General features: G+C 72.6%; 19 protein-coding genes. 11 read left to right on the forward strand and 8 right to left on the reverse strand.

The features are described 5' to 3' along the window. Positions 1–103 precede the first annotated feature (103 nt). Together ACFVTR_RS07835 and ACFVTR_RS07840 are read right to left on the reverse strand one after the other, a co-directional pair. Positions 104–577, reverse strand: a complete 474-nt coding sequence (locus tag ACFVTR_RS07835; RefSeq protein ID WP_387036220.1) for a hypothetical protein — start codon at positions 575–577, stop codon at positions 104–106. Positions 578–1123: 546 nt separating this feature from the next. Beyond that, entirely contained in the window at positions 1124–1495 is a 372-nt protein-coding gene (locus tag ACFVTR_RS07840; protein ID WP_387036223.1) for a winged helix-turn-helix transcriptional regulator, read from the reverse strand. A 94-nt stretch (positions 1496–1589) separates the two neighbouring features. Between ACFVTR_RS07840 and ACFVTR_RS07845 the strand changes: the two genes are divergently transcribed. Beyond that, positions 1590–2444, forward strand: a complete 855-nt coding sequence (locus ACFVTR_RS07845) for an SDR family oxidoreductase (RefSeq protein WP_387036225.1) — start codon at positions 1590–1592, stop codon at positions 2442–2444. Between the two features lie 146 nt (positions 2445–2590). Continuing rightward, positions 2591–3637, forward strand: coding sequence for a DUF389 domain-containing protein (locus tag ACFVTR_RS07850; protein WP_387036227.1), 1047 nt, complete (start codon positions 2591–2593; stop codon positions 3635–3637). 4 nt (positions 3638–3641) lie between these two features. Here ACFVTR_RS07850 and ACFVTR_RS07855 read toward each other — a convergent pair whose 3' ends face one another. Continuing rightward, positions 3642–3839, reverse strand: coding sequence for a hypothetical protein (locus tag ACFVTR_RS07855; protein WP_387036229.1), 198 nt, complete (start codon positions 3837–3839; stop codon positions 3642–3644). 205 nt (positions 3840–4044) lie between these two features. After that, positions 4045–5043: a type I glyceraldehyde-3-phosphate dehydrogenase gene (gap, locus tag ACFVTR_RS07860; protein ID WP_387036231.1), complete on the reverse strand. Its 999-nt coding sequence runs from the start codon at positions 5041–5043 to the stop codon at positions 4045–4047. A 131-nt stretch (positions 5044–5174) separates the two neighbouring features. Between gap and ACFVTR_RS07865 the strand changes: the two genes are divergently transcribed. After that, positions 5175–5720, forward strand: a complete 546-nt coding sequence (locus tag ACFVTR_RS07865; RefSeq protein WP_387036233.1) for a GNAT family N-acetyltransferase — start codon at positions 5175–5177, stop codon at positions 5718–5720. Positions 5721–5743: 23 nt separating this feature from the next. Here the strand turns inward: ACFVTR_RS07865 and ACFVTR_RS07870 are convergent, their stop codons facing one another. Continuing rightward, a complete protein-coding gene (locus tag ACFVTR_RS07870; protein WP_387036235.1) occupies positions 5744–6697 on the reverse strand; it encodes a GlxA family transcriptional regulator in 954 nt (317 codons plus the stop codon). 126 nt (positions 6698–6823) lie between these two features. On the opposite strand from ACFVTR_RS07870, the gene ACFVTR_RS07875 reads away from it, so the two are divergent. Continuing rightward, positions 6824–7816, forward strand: coding sequence for a hypothetical protein (locus ACFVTR_RS07875; RefSeq protein WP_387036237.1), 993 nt, complete (start codon positions 6824–6826; stop codon positions 7814–7816). Between the two features lie 16 nt (positions 7817–7832). Here ACFVTR_RS07875 and ACFVTR_RS07880 read toward each other — a convergent pair whose 3' ends face one another. After that, complete coding sequence (locus tag ACFVTR_RS07880) at positions 7833–9020, reverse strand: fumarylacetoacetate hydrolase family protein (protein ID WP_387036239.1); 1188 nt, start codon at positions 9018–9020, stop codon at positions 7833–7835. A 71-nt stretch (positions 9021–9091) separates the two neighbouring features. On the opposite strand from ACFVTR_RS07880, the gene ACFVTR_RS07885 reads away from it, so the two are divergent. Continuing rightward, positions 9092–9496 (forward strand): hypothetical protein, encoded by a 405-nt coding sequence (locus ACFVTR_RS07885; RefSeq protein ID WP_387036241.1) that lies wholly within the window; start codon positions 9092–9094, stop codon positions 9494–9496. A gap of 35 nt (positions 9497–9531) precedes the next feature. On the opposite strand, the gene ACFVTR_RS07890 is transcribed toward ACFVTR_RS07885, so the two are convergent. Next, positions 9532–10455 carry a 5'-3' exonuclease H3TH domain-containing protein gene (locus tag ACFVTR_RS07890; RefSeq protein WP_387036600.1) on the reverse strand — a complete coding sequence of 308 codons (924 nt, stop codon included), beginning with the start codon at positions 10453–10455 and terminating at the stop codon, positions 9532–9534. Positions 10456–10518: 63 nt separating this feature from the next. Between ACFVTR_RS07890 and ACFVTR_RS07895 the strand changes: the two genes are divergently transcribed. The 4 genes from ACFVTR_RS07895 to ACFVTR_RS07910 all read left to right on the forward strand — a co-directional run bounded on the left by ACFVTR_RS07895 (position 10519) and on the right by ACFVTR_RS07910 (position 16882). Beyond that, a complete protein-coding gene (locus ACFVTR_RS07895) occupies positions 10519–12387 on the forward strand; it encodes a BCCT family transporter (RefSeq protein ID WP_387036243.1) in 1869 nt (622 codons plus the stop codon). A 19-nt stretch (positions 12388–12406) separates the two neighbouring features. Then, positions 12407–13444 carry an aromatic acid exporter family protein gene (locus tag ACFVTR_RS07900; protein WP_376943670.1) on the forward strand — a complete coding sequence of 346 codons (1038 nt, stop codon included), beginning with the start codon at positions 12407–12409 and terminating at the stop codon, positions 13442–13444. A 195-nt stretch (positions 13445–13639) separates the two neighbouring features. Further along, positions 13640–13924, forward strand: a complete 285-nt coding sequence (locus tag ACFVTR_RS07905) for a response regulator transcription factor (protein ID WP_376943668.1) — start codon at positions 13640–13642, stop codon at positions 13922–13924. Between the two features lie 69 nt (positions 13925–13993). Continuing rightward, positions 13994–16882, forward strand: a complete 2889-nt coding sequence (locus ACFVTR_RS07910) for an aminotransferase class III-fold pyridoxal phosphate-dependent enzyme (RefSeq protein ID WP_387036245.1) — start codon at positions 13994–13996, stop codon at positions 16880–16882. 16 nt (positions 16883–16898) lie between these two features. Here the strand turns inward: ACFVTR_RS07910 and ACFVTR_RS07915 are convergent, their stop codons facing one another. Further along, positions 16899–17117, reverse strand: a complete 219-nt coding sequence (locus ACFVTR_RS07915; RefSeq protein WP_376943664.1) for a hypothetical protein — start codon at positions 17115–17117, stop codon at positions 16899–16901. A 90-nt stretch (positions 17118–17207) separates the two neighbouring features. Between ACFVTR_RS07915 and ACFVTR_RS07920 the strand changes: the two genes are divergently transcribed. Both ACFVTR_RS07920 and ACFVTR_RS07925 read left to right on the forward strand, forming a co-directional pair. After that, positions 17208–18287, forward strand: a complete 1080-nt coding sequence (locus ACFVTR_RS07920) for a DUF2207 family protein (protein WP_387036247.1) — start codon at positions 17208–17210, stop codon at positions 18285–18287. Further along, on the forward strand, positions 18284–18985 hold the full coding sequence (locus ACFVTR_RS07925; RefSeq protein ID WP_387036249.1) for an alpha/beta family hydrolase: 702 nt from the start codon (positions 18284–18286) through the stop codon (positions 18983–18985). The genes ACFVTR_RS07920 and ACFVTR_RS07925 overlap by 4 nt, the downstream gene beginning before the upstream one ends. The last annotated feature ends 15 nt before the right edge of the window (positions 18986–19000 follow it).

The raw sequence follows: 19000 nt of genomic DNA on the forward strand, positions 1-19000 counted from the left end.
CCGGCCCGGCCCGGCCGGCCGGGTCAGGTCGAGTCGGGCCGACGACGATGAAGCCCCCGGCCGCTGCGACCGGGGGCTTCGTCTCATCGCGAGGCGAGCGCGATCACGACTTCGGGCACGCCCAATACCCCTCGCCCTCGTAGACGTACCAGACGAGCGTCTCGTCCGGGCAGGGCCCGCAGCCGTCGTCGTCGCGCGGGCCCTCGGTCGGCTGCGGCACGGGTGCGCTCTCGGCGGGCGCCTCGACGACGGGCTCGGCGGCGGGTGCCTCCTCCGCGACGGGCTCGTCCTCGACCCAGGCCTCGGCCTCGGCCTCGGCCTCGGCGATCTCGGCTGCCTCGGCTGCTGCGGCGTCGGCCGCCGCCTGCTCGGCGGCCAGACGCGCCGCCTCGGCCTCGGCGGCGATGCGCGCGGCTTCCGCCGCCGCCGCAGCCTCGCGCGCGTCACGGTCCGCGGCGGCCGCCGCCAGGAAGGCGGCGGTGTCGTGCTCGGGGTTCGCGCTCGGCGAGACCGAGGACGCCGCGGCGGCTGCGGCGGGGCCCGGCGCGTCGGCGGCGAGCGAGTTCGCGGTCGGCATGAGCGCCGCTCCGAGTGCGAGCGCGGCGATGATTGCGAATTATCTCATCTGACGGTCCAATCGTTCGAAGGATGATCGTGCTGTCATGCGGTGTCGGGGTCATGGGGGCTGGTACGGGATCCGTCGCGACGAGCCGGCGATGAGATCGGGTTGCGCGGCTCGCGGGCGTTGTGACGGCCCGCCTGGGTCGACGACCGGGGTCGTCGCGCGGGGCTCTCGGACTCAGGTCGGATCGCGACCCGAGTGCGCGGGCGTGCGCATGTCGGCCGGATCGGTCTGAAGGGTGCCCCGAGACCCGTTCCTCGCAGAGGAGAACACACCCACCCCTCATCCGCTCAGGCGATCAGTCCCCCCGATCGCGCTGCCCCCGAAGACCTCATGGGTCTTGCATGCTTGCGACCATCGTGGCGCGACGAGGCCCCGACTCGTGCGCGAATCGCTGGGAGTCGGGTTTTCCGGTGACGTGACGCGATCGGGCTGCGCGGGCGCGATCGGGCGAATCGGGCTGCGCGGGCGCGATCGGGCGAATCGGGCTGCGCGGGCCGCTCAGCCCGCGCTGCGGCCGACGATCCCGTCGGACTCGCGGGCGACCCACTCGACGAGCGGCAGCATGTGCTCCATGAGGTCGCGGCCGAGCGGGGTCAGCGCGTAGTCGACGCGCGGCGGCACCTCGGGATGTGCGGTGCGCACCACGAGCCCGTCGGACTCGAGGGTGCGCAGGGTCGAGGCGAGCATCTTCTCGCTGATGCCCTCGACCTCGCGGCGCAGCTCGCCCCACCGGTGCGTGCCGTCGGTGAGGGCGAGCAGCACGAGCACGCCCCACTTGCTCATGATGTGGTCGAGCACGACGCGCGTCGGGCAGCCGTCGGAGAAAACCTCGCCCGACTGCCCCCGGATCTCTGCAAGACTTACCGTCATGTGGGTACCTTACTCGAAAGTGGGTACCTTCTCGAGGGAAGGTGTGGCCGCGGCATCCGGTTACCCCTCGGTGAACCCCACCGGAAGGAACCCCATGACCATCCTCGTCACCGCCGCCTCGGGCCAGCTCGGCCGCCTCGTCGTCGACGCACTGCTCGACCGCGGCGTCGCCCCTGCCGAGATCGTCGCGACCGCGCGCGACACCTCGAAGCTCGCGGATGCCTCGGCGCGGGGCGTGCGCACCGCAGAACTCGACTACGACCGGCCCGACACCATCGCCGCGGCGCTCGACGGCGTCGACACGGTGCTGCTCATCTCGGGGAACGCCCCCGGCTCGCGCGTGCAGGGCCACCGCAACGTCATCGACGCCGCGTCCACGGCGGGCGTCGCGAAGCTCGTCTACACGAGCGTGCCCCAGGCGACGACCGCCGAGTTCGTGCTCGCGCCCGACCACAAGGCCACCGAGGAGGCCATCGCCGCCTCCGGCGTTCCGGCCGTGATCGCGCGGCACAACTGGTACACCGAGAACTACACGCCCGACGTGGCGCGCGCCGCGGAGACCGGCGTGATCGCCGCGAGCGCGGGCGCCGGCCTGGTGGCGAGCGCCACCCGCGCCGACCTCGCCGCGGGCCTCGCCGCGCTGCTCACCGACGACGGCCACCTCGGCGAGACCTACGACTTCACCGGCGACACGGCGTGGTCGTTCGAGGACCTCGCGGCCGCGGCATCCGAGATCACCGGGCGCGAGGTCGTCTACACGGCGCTCACCCCCGAGGCGCACGTCGCGGCGCTCGAGTCGGCCGGCCTCGATGCCGGCACGGCGGGCTTCGTCGCCGGCATCGACGACGGCATCCGCCGCGGCGTGCTCGCGAACGCCGACGACACGCTCGCCCGCCTCATCGGCCGGCCGACGACCTCGCTCGTCGACGGGCTCCGCGCGGCGGTCTGAGCCGCGGTTCATCCGATGCGCGAACCGGGCGCCGTCACCTGCTCAGCGAGGTGACGGCGCCCGGTCGCTTCCGCCCGGCCGCGTCGATGCGGGAGAACGCCCCGTCGCGGTCCTACGCTCTCCCTGACGACGCGAAGGAGCCGCAGATGGCCGAGCCCGTGTACCCGCCGCCGCCGTCCGAGGCGCTCAACACGATCGAGCACATGCGCGATGCGGTGTTCTTCGACGAGCCGGGTCGCGTGCAGCGCGTGCGACGATTCTGGATCCTGCTCGTGCTCTCGTCGGCCATCGCCGCGAGCGGCGTGATCGGCGACTCGACCGCGACCGTCATCGGCGCCATGATCGTCGCCCCGATGATGCTGCCGATCCAGGGCACGATGCTCGCGACGGTGCTCGGCGAGCGGGTGAATTTCGGGCGCTCCTTCTTCACGATGGTCGCGGGTGCGGTTGCGGCGATCGCGATCGGCTACCTCGTCGGATTGCTCGTGGTCGTTCCCCAGACCGCGGCGACGAACCCGCAGATCGGGGAGCGGGCGACGCCCGACCTCATGAGCCTGTTCGGGGCGCTCGCGACCGGCGCCGTCGCCTCGATCGCGCTCGTCCGGAAGGACATCTCCGACACCCTGCCGGGCGTCGCGATCGCGATCTCGCTCGTGCCGCCGCTCGTCGTCGTCGGCGTCGCCGCGGAATCGGGCGACTTCGCCGCGTCGATCGGCTCGCTGCTGCTCTTCGTCGCGAACGTCGCGGCGATCCTCGGCACCGGGGTCGTCGTGATGGCCTTCTACCGGGTGCAGCGATGGGGGTCATTCACCGGCGGCGGGGCGACTCCCGGGAAGGCGGCCACCGGAACGACCCGACCGCTCGCGACGGTCAACCGGCGCCGCTCGCACATCACGATCGCCGTGCTGCTCGTGCTCATCGCGATTCCGCTGACCATCTCGACGTACCGGACGGTCACGATGACGATGGCGTCGTCCGACGTCGATGCCGCCGCGAGATCGTGGGCCGACGATGAAGACCTCGAGGTCATCGAAATCGCGAACGAGTCGCCCGGCTACGTCGTGCGCGTGACCGGCGGCGACGCGATGCCCGACGTCGCCTCGCTGCGGAAGGCCCTCGAGGCGGACGACGTCGACCCGTCGACGGTCGCCGTCGAGTGGGTGCCGACGACGCGCGTCGACGTCGCCGGCTGACCGTTCACCCCAGGCCGGCGCCGCTGATCGGAGGACCGGGATCGTCGGCTTCGCGCTCGAGCCGGCGCTCGCGACTGAAGCGGTCGCGTTCGGCCCGCGCGGCCTGAGTGTCCTCGGCCGGCGGCTCCCGCCGGACGCGGAGCGCGCGCACCATCACGATGATCAACAGGAGTACGACGACTCCGATGAAGCCCCAGATCAACACATCCACGGCAGACCTCCGCTCGTGCGGTCGGGTCGAGGCCGAACGTACGCCCGGGCAGGGCGGCGCCGCAAGCATCCCTGGACAGCCGGAACGCGAACGGGCCCGCCTCCGAGGGAGGCGGGCCCGTTCTGCTGCGACGCGGGGCAGGAGGTGCGTCGCAGTCCGCGCACCGCGTGCGGCAGCGGGGTCTGGTCGGCGGGGACTAGCCGCCGAGGAGCGTCAGCGAGTCGATGACGCGGTTCGAGAAGCCCCACTCGTTGTCGTACCAGGCGACGACCTTGATGTGCTTGCCGTCGACGCGGGTGAGCTCCGAATCGAAGATCGACGAGTGCGGGTTGCCGACGATGTCGCTCGAGACGAGCGCCTCGTCGGAGTACTCGAGCACGCCCGCGAGGGGGCCCTCGGCTGCGGCCCGGTAGGCGGCGAGCACCTCGTCGCGGGTGACGTCCTTCGAGACGGTCGCGTTGAGCTCGACGATCGAGCCGACGGGGATCGGCACGCGCATGGCGTCGCCGTTGAGCTTGCCGTCGAGGTTCGGGAGCACCAGTCCGATGGCCTTCGCGGCGCCGGTCGACGACGGGACGATGTTCTCGGCGGCGGCGCGGGCGCGGCGCGGGTCGGAGTGGGGGGCGTCCTGCAGGTTCTGGTCCTGCGTGTACGCGTGGATCGTGGTCATGAAGCCGTGCTCGATGCCGGCGAGGTCGTCGAGGACCTTCGCGAGCGGGGCGAGTGCGTTCGTGGTGCACGAGGCGTTCGAGACGATGACGTCGGTCTCGGCGTTGTAGGCCTCGGTGTTCACGCCGTAGACGAGGGTCGCGTCGGCGCCCTTGGCGGGAGCCGAGACGAGCACCTTCTTGGCCCCGGCAGCGATGTGCGCCTTCGCGGCCTCGGCGTCGGTGAAGCGGCCGGTCGACTCGAGCACGACGTCGACGCCGAGCTCGCCCCAGGGCAGCTTCGCGGGCTCGCGCTCTGCCAGGACCTTGACGCGGCGGCCGTCGATGACGAGGACGTCGCCGTCGACCTCGACGGTGCCGCGGAAGCGGCCACCCGCGGTGTCGTACTTGAGCAGACGGGCGAGCTCGGCCGGGGACGTCAGGTCGTTGACGGCGACCAGTTCGAGGTCGGCGCCGCGCTCGACGAGTGCGCGCACGACGTTGCGTCCGATGCGTCCGAAGCCGTTGATGGCGATGCGGGTGGTCATGGCGGGGTGGGTCCTTTCATTCCGCGATGGTTCCACCTTCGCTGCGGGATGCCTCGCGCGCGAGTGGCACGCAAGCCAGTACTCGAAAGGATCCCGCCAACGTCGGTCCGGGCTGCCGATAGCGTGATCGCATGCCCTACGGACCGCTGCCCTTCGCCCTCGAGACCGAACGCCTCACCCTGCAGCTCTGGCAGGAGTCCGACGCCGAGGGCTACCGGCAGCTCGTCGTCGAGCGCAAGCGCGATCACGCCGAACGCACGGGCGGCCTCGAGCAGCACGTCGACGAGCCGATGAGCCTCGACGAGGCGCTCGCCGACATCCGCGGCGCGCGCGAGAGTGCGCCGGCGCGCGGCATCCACCTGCTGACCCTGCACCCCCGCGGCAGCGACGAGTTCCTCGGGTACTGCGGACTCGTCGTCGGGCGGTCGACGATCGACGAGCCCGAGCTCGCGTACGAGCTGCTGCGCAGCGCGCACGGGCACGGCTACGCGACCGAGGCGGCGGCGGCCGTCGTCGAGGCGGCGCGGGCGACCGGGCGGCAGCGCCTCTGGGCGACGGTCGGCAGCTGGAACGCGCCGTCGTTCCGGGTGCTCGACAAGCTCGGGTTCCGGCGCGATCGCACGGCGATCGAGGAGCAGGCCGGCGAGATCGTCTGGACGGTACTCGACCTGGCGTGACCGGGCGGGGCGCGCGGGGGTGGCTACTCGCCGCGGGCGAAGGTCTCGCGGTAGTCGCTCGGCGAGGTGCCGAGGATGCGCTTGAAGTGCAGCCGAAGGTTCGCCCCGGTGCCGAGGCCCGCGCGCGCCGCGATCTGGTCGATGCCGAGCTCGCTGCGTTCGAGCAGTTCGCGCGCCATGTCGACCCGGGCGCGCAGCACCCACTGCATCGGCGTGTACCCGGTGTCGTCGACGAAGCGGCGCGAGAAGGTGCGCGCCGAGACGTTCGCGTGCCGGGCGAGCACGTCGAGGGTGAGCGGCTCGTCGAGCCGGCGCAGCGCCCACTCGCGGGTGTCGGCGAACACCGCGCCGAGCTCGGGCGGCAGGCTCCGCGGCACGAACTGCGCCTGGCCGCCCGAACGGTACGGCGCGGCGACGAGGCGCCGGGCCGCGTGGTTCGCGACGGCGACGCCGTGGTCGCGACGCACGAGGTGCAGGCAGAGGTCGATGCCGGAGGCGGCGCCGGCGCTGGTGAGCACGGAGCCCTCGTCGACGAAGAGCACGTTCGAGTCGACGTTCACGAGCGGATGCCTCGTGGCGAGCGCCCGCGTGTAGTGCCAGTGGGTCGTGGCGCGGCGGCCGTCGAGCAGCCCCGTCGCGGCGAGCGCGAACGCCCCCGTCGAGATCGCGGCAAGTCGTGCACCACGCGCGTGCGCGGCACGCAGGGCCTCGACCACCTCGGCGGGCGGGTCGTCGAGGTCGGGACGGCGATAGCCGGGGATGAAGATCGTCTCGGCCCACGCGAGCGCGTCGAGCCCGTCGGCCACGTGGTACGAGAGGCCATCGCCGCCCGCCACGAGCCCGGGCGCCGCGCCGCACACGCGCACCTCGTACGGCATGCTCGCCCTGGTCGAGAACACCTGCGCGGGGATGCCGACGTCGAGCGGTTTCGCCCCCGGCAGCACGAGCACGGCGACGCGATGGTGGCGACGAGTCATCCGGCCAGAATGCCATGTCTCGCAAGGATTCGGCCAATGGGCGACGCGCCGGAGCTCCGACCGGGCCCGGGCGTAGGGTGGGGCGGGTCGGCCGTCGAGGGTCGACCCGATCGATGACGAGGTGCCATGCAACCGTCCGCGACCACCCCCGCTGCGTCCGACCCCGCGCGCGATTTCGCGCCCGGCGACTCCGCCCTCGGCGAGGCGCCCGCGCCATCGGCGCCGCTCCCCCGCTGGCCGTTCATCCTCATCGGCGTCGCCGCGGCGGTCATCGGCCTGCTGCCGTGGCTCGCCACCGGCATGCGGCTGCCGCTGCAGAACCTCTGGGCGGCCGACACCATGCCCGACGACATGCCGCTCGTGCTGCTGCCGTTCAGCCAGTACCAGCTGTCGACCATCGCCTCGCTGCTCGTCGTCGGCGCGGCCGCAGCCGGCATCGCCGCCCGTGCGCTGCGCCGCCGGACTCCTCCCGGCGGTTTCGCACTGCTCGTCTTCGGGGTGCTCCTCGTCGACGTGGTCGCGATCGTCCAGACCGCGACGGTCGTGGGCGCCGGGCTACGCGACGACGACTGGTCGGCCTTCTACCTCACCGCGGTGCTCGCCGTCGCGATCCTCGCACTCCTCGTCGCTGTGCTCGTGCTCTGGCTCGTCTCGAGGGCGCCGCGGGCGGGCGCGGTGATCGGGCTCGCGATCGCCGCCGTGCTCGTCTCGGGTTGGATCCACCTGCTGCTCGCGCCCGACCCCGTGTTCGCCGGCGAACCCGCCTGGCTCTGGACAGCGGTGCGCTGGGTGCCGGCCGTGCTCGTCGGAGCCGCGATCGCCTGGGGCGGGGTCGACACGGTCGGCCGGGTGATCGGCGCGCTCGCGAGCCTCGTGATCTTCTGGGTCGGGCCGGCACTGATCACGGCCGTGTCGGCCGCCGCGGGCACGCGGGTGCTCGCCCGCGAGCCCGCCGAGATGCTCGACTACGGCCGAAGCGTCTTCGGGATGGCCCTGACTGAGCCCGCCCTCGTCGGGCCGCCGCTCGTCGTCGCCGTCTGCGTCGCCGGCGTCGGGCTGATCGGCCGCGCACTCATCGGTCGCTCCGCACGGATGAGCGACGAGGCCACCGAGGCGTGAGGCGGCCGCCGGGTGATCAGAGCAGGCCGCGCCGGGCGAGGCCGCGGTAGAGCTCGTCGACGCCGAGGGTCCACGGCGCGACCGTCTCGCTGTGGCGCACGCGGTTGACGAGGGCGCCGAGCCGAGGCTCGCGGATCGTGACGACGTCGTCGAGATGGTGCGTGAACCCGTGCCCGGCCTCGTCGCGATCCTGGATCGGCGCGAACAGCGTGCCGAGGTAGAGCACGAACCCGTCGGGGTAGCGGTGGTGGGCGCCGATGGTCTGCGCCACGAGGTCGGCGGGGTCGCGGCTGATGCGCTCGAGCGGGCTCGTCGCCTCGAGGCGGAACCCGTCGATGCCGTCGACCTCGAGGGTGACGACCGCGCGGCGGACATCGTCGAGGCCGTAGCCGTCGTCGAAGAGCCGGATGAACGGGCCGACCGCCGCTGAGGCGTTGTTGTCCTTGGCCTTGCCGAGCAGCAGCGCCGAGCGGCCCTCGATGTCGCGCAGGTTCACGTCGTTGCCGAGCGTCGCGCCGACGATGCGCCCGTCGGAGGCGACGACGAGCACGAGCTCGGGCTCGGGGTTGTTCCACACCGACGTCGACAGCACGCCGACGTCGGAGCCCGATCCGACGGTCGAGAGCACCGGCGCCTTCGTGAACACCTCGGCGTCGGGGCCGATGCCGACCTCGAGGTACTGGCTCCAGAGGCCCTGCTCGACGAGCAGCTCCTTGAGCGCCGCCGCCTCGGCCGAGCCCGGCACGAGGTCGTCGAGCGAGCCGCCGATGACGGCGAGCACCTCGTCGCGCACGTCGGCGGCGGAGTCCGCGGCGCCGCGGGCGCGCTCCTCGATGATGCGCTCGATCATCGAGACCGGGAAGGTGACGCCGGCCGCCTTCACCACGTGCAGGTCGATCGGCGACAGCAGCCACGGGCGGGCGGGATCGCGCACGTCGTCGGGGGTGTTCGCGACGATCTCAGCGAGGTTGCCGAGCACGGGGCCGTCGGCCGCGGCGAGCGCGGCTGCCGGGTCGGGCGACTCGGTGAGGGTGCGCATCGTGGCGAATCGGGCGCTGACGTCGACGACGCCCTCCTCGCGGATCGCGACGACGGTCGGCCCGCCCGCGACGGGGTCGAAGACGCGGCCGGCGAGGGTTCCGGCGGTGGCGTCGTCCGGCAGCATTTCGGCGGCGTCAGCGGTGGGGTCGAGGTCATTCGTCACGGGATCGAGCTTCGCAGCATCGCTGGCCCGATGCACGCCTGGCTGGCGCACGATGCCCCTACGATCGGAGCATGAGCGACCCCACGCGCCCCTGGTGGACCGGCGAGGACGACATCGGCGGCCTCGGCTTCGCCCGCTTCTTCGCGTGGACCGGCCTCGTGCTCGGCGCCGGCGCGCTCGTCATCGCCCTCTTCGCACCGCTCGAGGGCCAGGCACTGCGCACGGTCTGGATCGCCGGGTTCGGGTGCGCCGCGATCTGGGTCGCCGCGATGGCGATTCCGCGCTACCGGCGCTCGGGCGTTCGCAGCTCGTGGGTCGTGCGCACGGCGTTCGTGCTCGGCGGGCTCGCGGTGCTCGTGGCCGCCTACGCGTTCCTCGTCATCTGGCTCGCCTCGACCGGCACCGAACTGCCGGCGCCGCCGTACTGGCTGCCGCCCCAGCCGCCGACGGTCGGGGTGACGGCGCTCCGCAGGTAGGCGCTCGACGACGGCGGTCGTGAGGCCCGCTCGCGCTACTCGACCGACTCGACCGAGTCGAGTGCCGCGAGCACCCGCCCCACCGAACCGCCGAGGTTCCACTCGTCGACGAGCGCCTCGAGCGCGACCCGGCGCTCGCCCGTGACCGGGTGCAGGTGCGCATCGACCTCGGGCAGCTCGAGGTCGCGCACGACCTCGACGACCGTGGGCGCCACCGCGAGGTAGTCGGCGGCCGCCGCGAGCTTGGCGCGCACGCCGGCCGACAGCTTCGCCGAGGCATCCGATGCCGCTTCGACGATGCCGTCGAGGTCGACGAACTGCTGGATCAGCCCCGCCGCCGTCTTCTCGCCGACGCCGGCGACGCCCGGCAGCCCGTCGGAGGAGTCGCCGCGCAGCGCCGCGAAGTCGGCGTACTGCTGCGGCAGCACGCCGTACTTGCCGACCACGACGGCGTCGGTCACGAGCTCGAGCTTCGACATGCCGCGGGCCGTGTAGATCACGCGAACGGATGCCTCGTCGTCGACGAGCTGGAAGAGGTCGCGGTCGCCCGTGACGACGTCGACGGGCCTGCCGGCACCGGTCGCGAGAGTACCGATGACGTCGTCGGCCTCGTGCTCGGCGGCGCCGACGATGGGAATGCCCAGGAGCCCGAGCGCTTCGCGGATGAGCGGGATCTGGCGCACCAGCCCGGGCGGCGTCTCCTCGACGTCGACCCCGCCGGGCACCGCCCGTTCGACCCGGTGCCCCTTGTAGCTCGGGATGAGCGCGACCCGCCAGGCCGGGCGCCAGTCGTCGTCCCAGCAGGCGATGAGCTCGGTGGGCTCGAACTCGGCGACGAGCTTCGCGATCATGTCGAGCAGCCCGCGCACCGCGTTGACGGGCGTGCCGTCGGCGCGTTTCAGCGAATCGGGCACGCCGTAGAAGGCGCGGAAGTAGAGCGAGGCGGTGTCGAGGAGCATCAGTCGGTCGGCCACACCGCGATCTTGGCACGGACCTGCGGCATCCTCGATAGCGTGGGGCGCATGAGCGGCGCACCGAACGACCGTCCGATCAGCCCAGCGAAGCCGAAGACCCTTCCTCCCGTGCAGCGGTGGGTGTTCTGGCCCGCGGCAATCGTCATCGCCATGTTCGTCGCCTTCGCCCTCATCGCCCCCAAGGCGGCCGAGACGATGTTCGGCGCGATCCAGGCGGGCATCGTCAACGCGTTCAACTGGTACTACGTGCTCATCGCCGCGTTCTTCGTCGCGTTCAGCCTCTTCGTCGGCTTCAGCCGCTTCGGCGACATCCGCCTCGGCCGCGACGACGACGAACCCGAGTTCTCGCTGCTCGCCTGGTTCTCGCTGCTCTTCGCCGCGGGCATGGGCATCGGCCTCGTCTTCTACGGCGTGAGCGAGCCGCTCAGCCACTTCGTGTCGCCGCGCCCCGGCGTCGAGGGCACTCCCCCGCAGCTCGCGCAGGCGGCGCTCAGCCAGACCTACCTGCACTGGGGCGTGCACGCGTGGTCGATCTACGTCGTCATCGGGCTCGCCCTCGCCTACGCGATCCACCGCCGCAGGCGGCCGATCTCGATCCGCTGGACCCTCGAGCCCATCCTCGGCAAGCGCGTCGAGGGCGGCTGGGGCCACGCGATCGACGTCATCGCCCTCGTCGGCACCCTCTTCGGCGTCGCGACCTCGCTCGGCCTCGGCGTGCTGCAGATCAGCGCCGGCCTCGACGCGGCCGGCATCGTCGAGCCGAACGAGACCACCGAGGTCGTGCTGATCCTCATCATCTCGGTGTTCGTGCTGATGTCGGTGCTCTCGGGCGTGACGAAGGGCATGAAGTGGCTCTCCACCGCGAACCTCGTGCTCGCCGGCCTGCTCGTGCTCTACCTGCTGGTGTTCGGCTCGACCGAGTACCTGCTGCGCGAGTTCGTGCAGTCGATCGGCAACTACCTGCAGGGCTTCATCGGCATGTCGTTCAACGTGAGCGCGTTCCAGGGCGTGGCCGGCGAGGAGTGGCAGGCGAGCTGGACCTCCTTCTACTGGGGCTGGTGGATCTCGTGGGCCCCGTTCGTCGGCATCTTCATCGCCCGCGTCTCGAAGGGGCGCACCGTGCGTCAGTTCGTGACGGGCGTGATCCTCGTGCCGACCCTGCTCGGCATCCTGTGGTTCTCGGTGCTCGGCGGCTCGGCGCTCGCGATCGAGATGGCCGATCCGGGCGCCCTCACGCAGCCCGACGGCTCGGTCGACGTCGAGGGCGCGCTGTTCGAGCTCGTCAAGTACTTCCCCGGTACCCAGGCCCTCACGGTCGGGGTGATCATCCTCATCGGCATCTTCTTCGTCACCTCGGCCGACTCGGGCGCCCTCGTGATGGGCATGATCGCGACCGGCGGCCAGCTCAACCCGAAGCGCTGGATCCGCACCTTCTTCACCGCGATCACCGCCGCGCTCGCGATCGCGCTGCTGCTGTCGGGCGGGCTGAAGGCGCTGCAGACCGCGGCGATCATCATCGCGCTGCCGTTCAGCGTCGTCATGCTGCTCATCTGCTGGTCGACGATCATCGCGTTCACGCGCGAGCGCCGCGCCTACGCGAAGGCCGAACGGGCGCAGTTCGTCGACCACATCGGCGAGTACTACGGGCTCGAGGTCGAGGAGCCGCTCGAGCGCGGCCTCGTCGCCGCGCCGCCGGCGTGGGTGCGCGGGCTGCGGCGTCGGCTCGGCCTCCACGAGGATGTCACGGGGTCGACGCGACGCGCCTCGACGCGCGCGCTTGCGGCCGAGAACGCGCTCCCCGACAACGTGCCGACCGACGACGTCGACGCGGTCGTCGACCACGACCCGCTCTCGAGCGGCGACGACCCCGAGATCCCCGAGCACGGCGAGGACGACCCGCGCACGCTCCCCCGGTAGCCGGGCCACAATGGAGCGCATGGGGATCACCTCGACCTTCCGGGCGACGAAGCGGGTGCCGATCCTGCAGGTCGCGAAGGCGGCGGTCGCGACGATCTCCGCGTGGCTCGTCGCGGGCTGGCTGATCCCAGGGCAGCTACCCGTGTTCGCGGCCATCGCCGCACTGCTCGTCGTGCAGCCGAGCGTCAACCAGTCGTTCGGCAAGGCGATCGAACGCTCGATCGGCGTGATCCTCGGCGTGCTCATCGCCACGGGCATCTCGCTCGCGTTCGGGCAGAACAGCGCCATCATCCTCGTCGCGATCGTCGTGGCGATGCTCGTCGCCTGGGCGCTGAAGATGACGCCCGGCACCTCGAACCAGGTCGCGATCAGCGCGATGCTCGTGCTCGCCCTCGGCGCCTCGTCGCCCGAGTACGCCATCGACCGGGTGCTCGAGACCCTCATCGGCGCGCTGATCGGCATCGTCGTGAACACCCTCATCGTGCCGCCCGTCGCGGTCGCCCCCGCACGGCGCGACCTCGCCCTGCTCGGCGGCGAGCTCGCGGCATCCCTCGACCGTCTCGCGAGCGCCCTCGAGACGCCGCAATCGCCCGCCCAGCTGCAGCAGCTCATGCTCGAGGCGCGCCTCATGCGGCCGATGCGGGATGCCGCGGACGCGGCGATCTCGGACGGCGAGGAGTCGCTGACCCTGAACCCCAGGCGCTCGGCGCACCGCACCGACCTCGCCGAGATGCGCACGCTCGTCGAACGGCTGAGCCCGATCGTCACCCAGGTCATCGGCATGACCCGCGCCTTCTTCGACCACTACGACGACGCCCTCGCGGCCGAGCCGACCGTGCAGGCGATCGCCGAGCAGCTGCGGCGCGCCGCCCACGACGTGCGCCTCGCGGTGCACCTGGCCGACATCGAGCCCGAGCCCGAGCCGATGACCTCGGTGATCCCGGCGCTCACCGCCCCGCTCGTCATCGCCCCGCCCGCCTCGGGCCACTGGATCCTCGTCGGCTCGCTCATGGAGGATCTCCGACGCATCCGCGGCGAACTGCTCGACGACGAGTAGTCCCGGCGGCGGCTCGGCGGCAGCCGCGGGGCGGCCCGTCGTCGGTCGACCATTCCCCCCGGATTGGGGCTCACCGCCGCGCACGAGCGGGTGCAGAATGACCCCGAGCACCGTGACAGGCCGGCTCCCCGTACCCCGTCTCCCCGACGGTCGTGCCTTGTCCCGGAATCGCCGCGTCCACATGAGGAGGCGAAAGTGCGGCTGCTTCTCCAACCCCAACCCCAACCCGAGCGGACCGAGTTCGACTGGATCGACGCCAGGGTCCCAGATCTCGCCGCACTCAGCGCCGGCGAGACGACCGTCCTGCGCGCCCTCGCAACGGGCGCGTCGAACACGGCGATCGCCTCGGCCCTGTGCGTGTCGGAACGCACCGTCGAGTCGCACGTCCGATCGATCTTCGTGAAGCTCGGACTCCTGCAGTGCGCCGACGAGAACCGTCGCGTCATCGCCGCCGTCGTCTGGACCCGGTCGGCGGCCTAGGCCGCACCCCGCCCGGCCGACGCCGCCCACGGGCCGCGCCGGCCGGGCACCTCGCGTACGCTTCCGAGCATGAGCACCGTCGCGCCCGGGTTCGATTTCTTCGCCGTCGGCGAGCTGCCCGCACCGAATCTGCCCGCCCCCGAGGTCGCCGCGATCGTCGCCGCCGAGTGGGGGCTCGAGGTCGAGCTCGAGCCGCTCGGCAGCCAGCAGGATCAGAACTTCCTCGCGCGCTCCGCCGCGGATGGAGACGAGCGGCCGATCGGGGTCGTGAAGATCACGAATCCGGCTTTCAGCGCGACCGAGCTGGCGGCGCAGGACGCCGCGGCCGAGCGCATCGCCGCCACCTGGCCCGAGCTGCGCATCGCCACGACGACGACCGAGCCGGGCGACGCAGCGGACGCCCGCCCTCGATCGATCGTCGCCGAGACGAGCGAAGGGCCGCTCGCGATGCGCCTGCTGAGCTTCCTCGACGGGGGCACGCTCACCGGCGACGGCCACCTCGCCCCGCAGGCCGTCGCCCGCCTGGGCGAGCTCGCGGCGAAGTCGAGCCTCGCGCTCGCGGAGCTCGAGCACCCGGGGCTCGACCGCGTGCTGCAGTGGGATCCCCGCTTCGCCGACCGCGTCGTCGAACTGCTCGCACCGCACCATCCCGATCCCGCCCGGCGCGACCGGGTCGTCGAGGCGGCCGAGGCGGCCTGGGCGATCGTCGCCTCGCTCGCCGACGAGCTCCCCCAGCAGGCCGTGCACCTCGACCTCACCGACGACAACGTGGTGTGCCGCGCCGAGGGCGGCCGGCGCCTGCCCGACGGCATGATCGACTTCGGCGACGTCACCCGCAGCTGGGCCGTCTCCGAGCTCGCCATCACGATCTCGTCGGTGCTGCACCACGCGGGCGCCGAACCCGTGTCGGTGCTGCCCGCAGTGCGGGCGTTCCACGAGCTCCGACCGCTCGCGCCCGCCGAGCTGGCCGCACTGTGGCCGCTCGTCGTGCTGCGCGGCGCCGTGCTCGTCGTCAGCGGCGAGCACCAGGTGCAGCTCGACGGCGGGGTGAACGCCTACGCCGAGGCGGGGCTCGACCGCGAGTGGCGCATCTTCGAGCAGGCGTGCTCGGTGCCGGCCGAGGTGATGACCGCCCTGATCGCCGACGAGCTCGGGCTCACCGAGCCGGCGACCGGGTCACGCGAGGCGCAGCGGTCGGCTTCGCCGGACGCGCCGAGCAGCGAGGCGGTGCGCCTCGATGTCTCGGTGTTCGCCGACGACGTCGACGGTGGCGAGTGGCTCGACGACGAGGCGCTCGAGGAGCGACTGGCGTTGCAGGCGCTCGACGCCGGCGCCCCTGCGGCCTGGCTTCCGCGCGGCACACCCCGCCTCACGGCGAGCCGCACGCTCTCCCCCGTCTCGCCTGCGACAGTGCCGCTCGGCGTCGACGTCTGGTACGCCGAACCGCAGCGGCTCGAGGCATCCGAGCATCTCAGCATCGACGGTGCCGCGCAGGATGCCGACGGCGTCTGGATCGTGCCCGCGCGCACGCGCATCAGGGCGCGGCTCGGCCGTGCCGACGCGCCCCACCTCGTGCGCCCCGAGTACGCGGCCGGATGGCTCGCGGTGACCCTCGACCCGGCGCCGATGCTCGAGCTCGGCGTGGTCGACCGCGGGCCCGCAGCCGCACCGCGCGCGGCGCCGTCGCTCCTCGAGCGCCGCGACGCCGCCTTCGCCGAGGTGCAGGAGCACTACTACGACGCTCCGCCGCAGATCGAGCGCGGTTGGCGCGAGCACCTCGCCGACACCGACGGCCGCGTGTACCTCGACATGGTGAACAACGTCACCCCGCTCGGGCACGGCCATCTCGGCGTCGCCGCCGCGGTGAACCGGCAGCTGCGCCGGCTCAACACGAACTCGCGGTTCAATTACGAGGCCGTCGTCGAGTTCAGCGAGCGCCTCACCGGCCTCGTCCCCGAACCGCTCGACACGGTGTTCCTCGTGAACTCGGGCTCGGAGGCCGCCGACCTCGCGATCCGCGTCGCGCTCGCGGCGACCGGCCGGCGCGACGTGGTGAGCGTGCTCGAGGCCTACCACGGGTGGACGTACGCGTCCGATGCGGTCTCGACGTCGACCGCCGACAACCCCAATGCGCTCGAGACCCGCCCCGACTGGGTGCACGCGGTCGAGGCGCCGAACTCGTTCCGCGGCCGGTACCGAGGGGCGGATGCCACGCGCTACGCGCCCGAGGCCGCCGCGCGGATCCGCGAGCTCGCGGAGTCGGGCCGGCCCCCGGCCGCGTTCATCGCCGAGACCTTCTACGGCAACGCCGGAGGCATCCCGCTGCCCGACGGCTACCTCGCCGAGGTGTACGCCGCGGTGCGCGCGGCCGGCGGGCTCGCGATCGCCGACGAGGTGCAGGCGGGATACGGCCGGCTCGGCGACTGGTTCTGGGGCTTCGAGCAGCAGGGCGTCGTGCCCGACATCATCGCCGTCGCGAAGGCGATGGGCAACGGGCACCCGCTCGGCGCGGTCATCACGACCCGCGAGATCGCGGCGCGGTTCCGCAGCCAGGGGTACTTCTTCTCGTCGACGGGCGGCAGCCCCGCCTCGTCGGTCGCGGGGCTCGCGGTGCTCGACGCCTATGCGGCCGGCGGGCTGCAGGCGCACGCCGCCGAGGTCGGGCGGCAGCTGAAGCAGAACCTCGAGGAGCTCGCGAGCCGCCACCCGCTCATCGGCGCGGTGCACGGGCTGGGCCTCTACCTCGGCGTCGAGTTCGTGCGCGACCGCGAGACGCTCGAACCCGCGACCGAGGAGACCCGAGCGATCTGCGACCGACTGCTCGAGCTCGGCGTGATCATGCAGCCGACCGGCGATCACCAGAACGTGCTGAAGACGAAGCCGCCGCTCTGCATCGAGGCCGGCTCCGCCGACTTCTTCGTCGAGATGCTCGACCGGGTGCTCACCGAGGGGTGGTGAGGCGCCGCCGACCGGCTCAGGCGAGCAGGTCGCGGACCGCGAGCCCCCATTCGAAGCCGCACTCGCGGCAGTCGAAGATCGGGGCGTCGTCGGAGAGGAAGGGGTCGACCGACTCTGCCTCGACCGCGAGGTCGAGCGGGCCGTAGACGATCGCTCGCACCGAGCCCGAGCCGCACCGCGGACAGGGCTCGTCGAGCACCTCGATGGGGGCTTCGGACTGCACCTGGTTCGTCATGGCAGCCAAGGTACGCCGCCCCTCCGACATCGTTCGTCTCCGCGTGGGCGAGTCCGTGACCGCCCGCGCCGGGATCCCTAGAATGGGCGCGTGCTCACCGCCGCCGTCCTCCTCGCCGTCGTGCCCGCCGGCATCATCCTGGTGCTGGGGCTCGTCGCGCGCGTGGTCGCGGCGCAGCGGGTGAACGCCCCGATCGTGCAGTACACGCCCCCGCGCGGGTCGACGGTCTTCCGCGACGCCCTGCTCGTCGACGCCGACCGCCGCGCGCCGTCGGCGGCCCTCATCGACCTCGCGGTGAAGCGCAAGGTGCGGCTCATCGCCGGGGCGCCGGGTACGCGCGAGCCGATCGGCGTCGAGCTCGTCGACGGCGCCGTGCTCACCGTCGACGAGACGGCGCTGCTCGAGATGCTGTTCGGCCCCGAGCACACCGGCACCCGGCTGCGGCGTTTCTCCGCCGACCGGCGGGCGCTCGCCGGGCGGCTGAAGACACTGCTCCTGAACACCGAGCACGCGCTCGCCCGCGACGGGCTCATCGCCGAACGACGGGTGACCTGGCCGGGCACGACGCTGACCGTGCTCGCCTACCTCGGCATGCTCGTCGAGGGGCTGTTCCTCGTCTTCGCGCTGATCGGCGGCGAGCTGTCCGCCCTCATCGCGACGCTCATCGCCCTCGCCGCGACGATCGCGACGATCTTCATCACCCCGGCCTGGTGGCGGAGGTACCTGCCCGCGGCGACGCCGATCCGCGAGCACCTCGCCGGGCTGCGCCGCTACCTCGAGGTCGCCGAGGCCGACCGGCTGCGGGCGCTGCAGTCGCCGAGCGGCGCCGAGCTGCGATCGGATGCCGCGGTGCCGCCGTCGTACGCCGACGCCGGCGAGACATCCGCATCGCTCGCGCGGTTCCACCTCAACGAACGCCTGTTGCCGTACGCGGTGCTGTTCGGACTCGAACGCGAGTGGATCGCGAAGCTGAAGCTCGAGGCCGAGACGCTCTCGCACACGAACCTCGACACGCTCGGCGACCTCGTCGAGGTGACCGCCGACATCGCGATCGCGATCGACGCCGTCGGGAGCGTGGTCGAGCTGACCTCAGCCGTCGGCGACCTCGTCGACGGCGCCGGCTCGGTCGTCGAGGGCGTCGGCGGCATCTTCGAGACGTTCGGATCGTGAGCGACGTGCTGACGGATCTGGAGGAGCGTCTCACCGTCGAACTCGACGGCGGGCCCGTCTCGGCGATCGCCGGACGTGCAGCTGGCGCATCGCCGGCCGCGGCCACGATCGTCGTCGCGCATGGCGCCGGCGCCGGCATGGAGCATCCCTTCATGTCGGGCTACACGCGCGCGCTGAATGACGCCGGTTTCGCGACCCTGCGATTCAACTTCGCCTACCGGGAGGCCGGACGGAAGTTCCCCGACCGGCCGCCGGCCGCGATCGCCGCGTGGCGCGAGGTCATCGCGGTCGCGGCAGCGCGGGCGGCGGAGGCTGGTCTCGCCGACGCGCCGATCTGGGCGGCGGGCAAGTCGTTCGGCGGGCGCATGGCGTCGATGGCGGTCGCCGAGGGCATGAAGGTCGCGGGCCTCGTCTTCCTCGGGTACCCGCTGCACGCGCCGGGCAAGCCCGAGAAGCCGCGCGACGAGCACCTGCCCGGCATCGCCGTGCCGATGCTGTTCCTGCAGGGGCGCAACGACCCGTTCGCGATTCCGAACGAGCAGCTCGACGAGGTGGCCGCTCGGGTCGGCCCGAACGCCGTCGTCGAGTGGGTCGAGGGCGGCAACCACTCGTTCGAGGTGAAGGGCGCGAAGCGCCCGGCGGCCGAGATCGGGGCGGGGCTCGCGACACCGACCGCGGAGTTCGTGCGGGCGCACTGATCTCGCCCACCCCGC

It is taken from the genome of Agromyces sp. NPDC058126 (assembly GCF_042884595.1).
Classification (GTDB): Bacteria; Actinomycetota; Actinomycetes; order Actinomycetales; family Microbacteriaceae; genus Agromyces.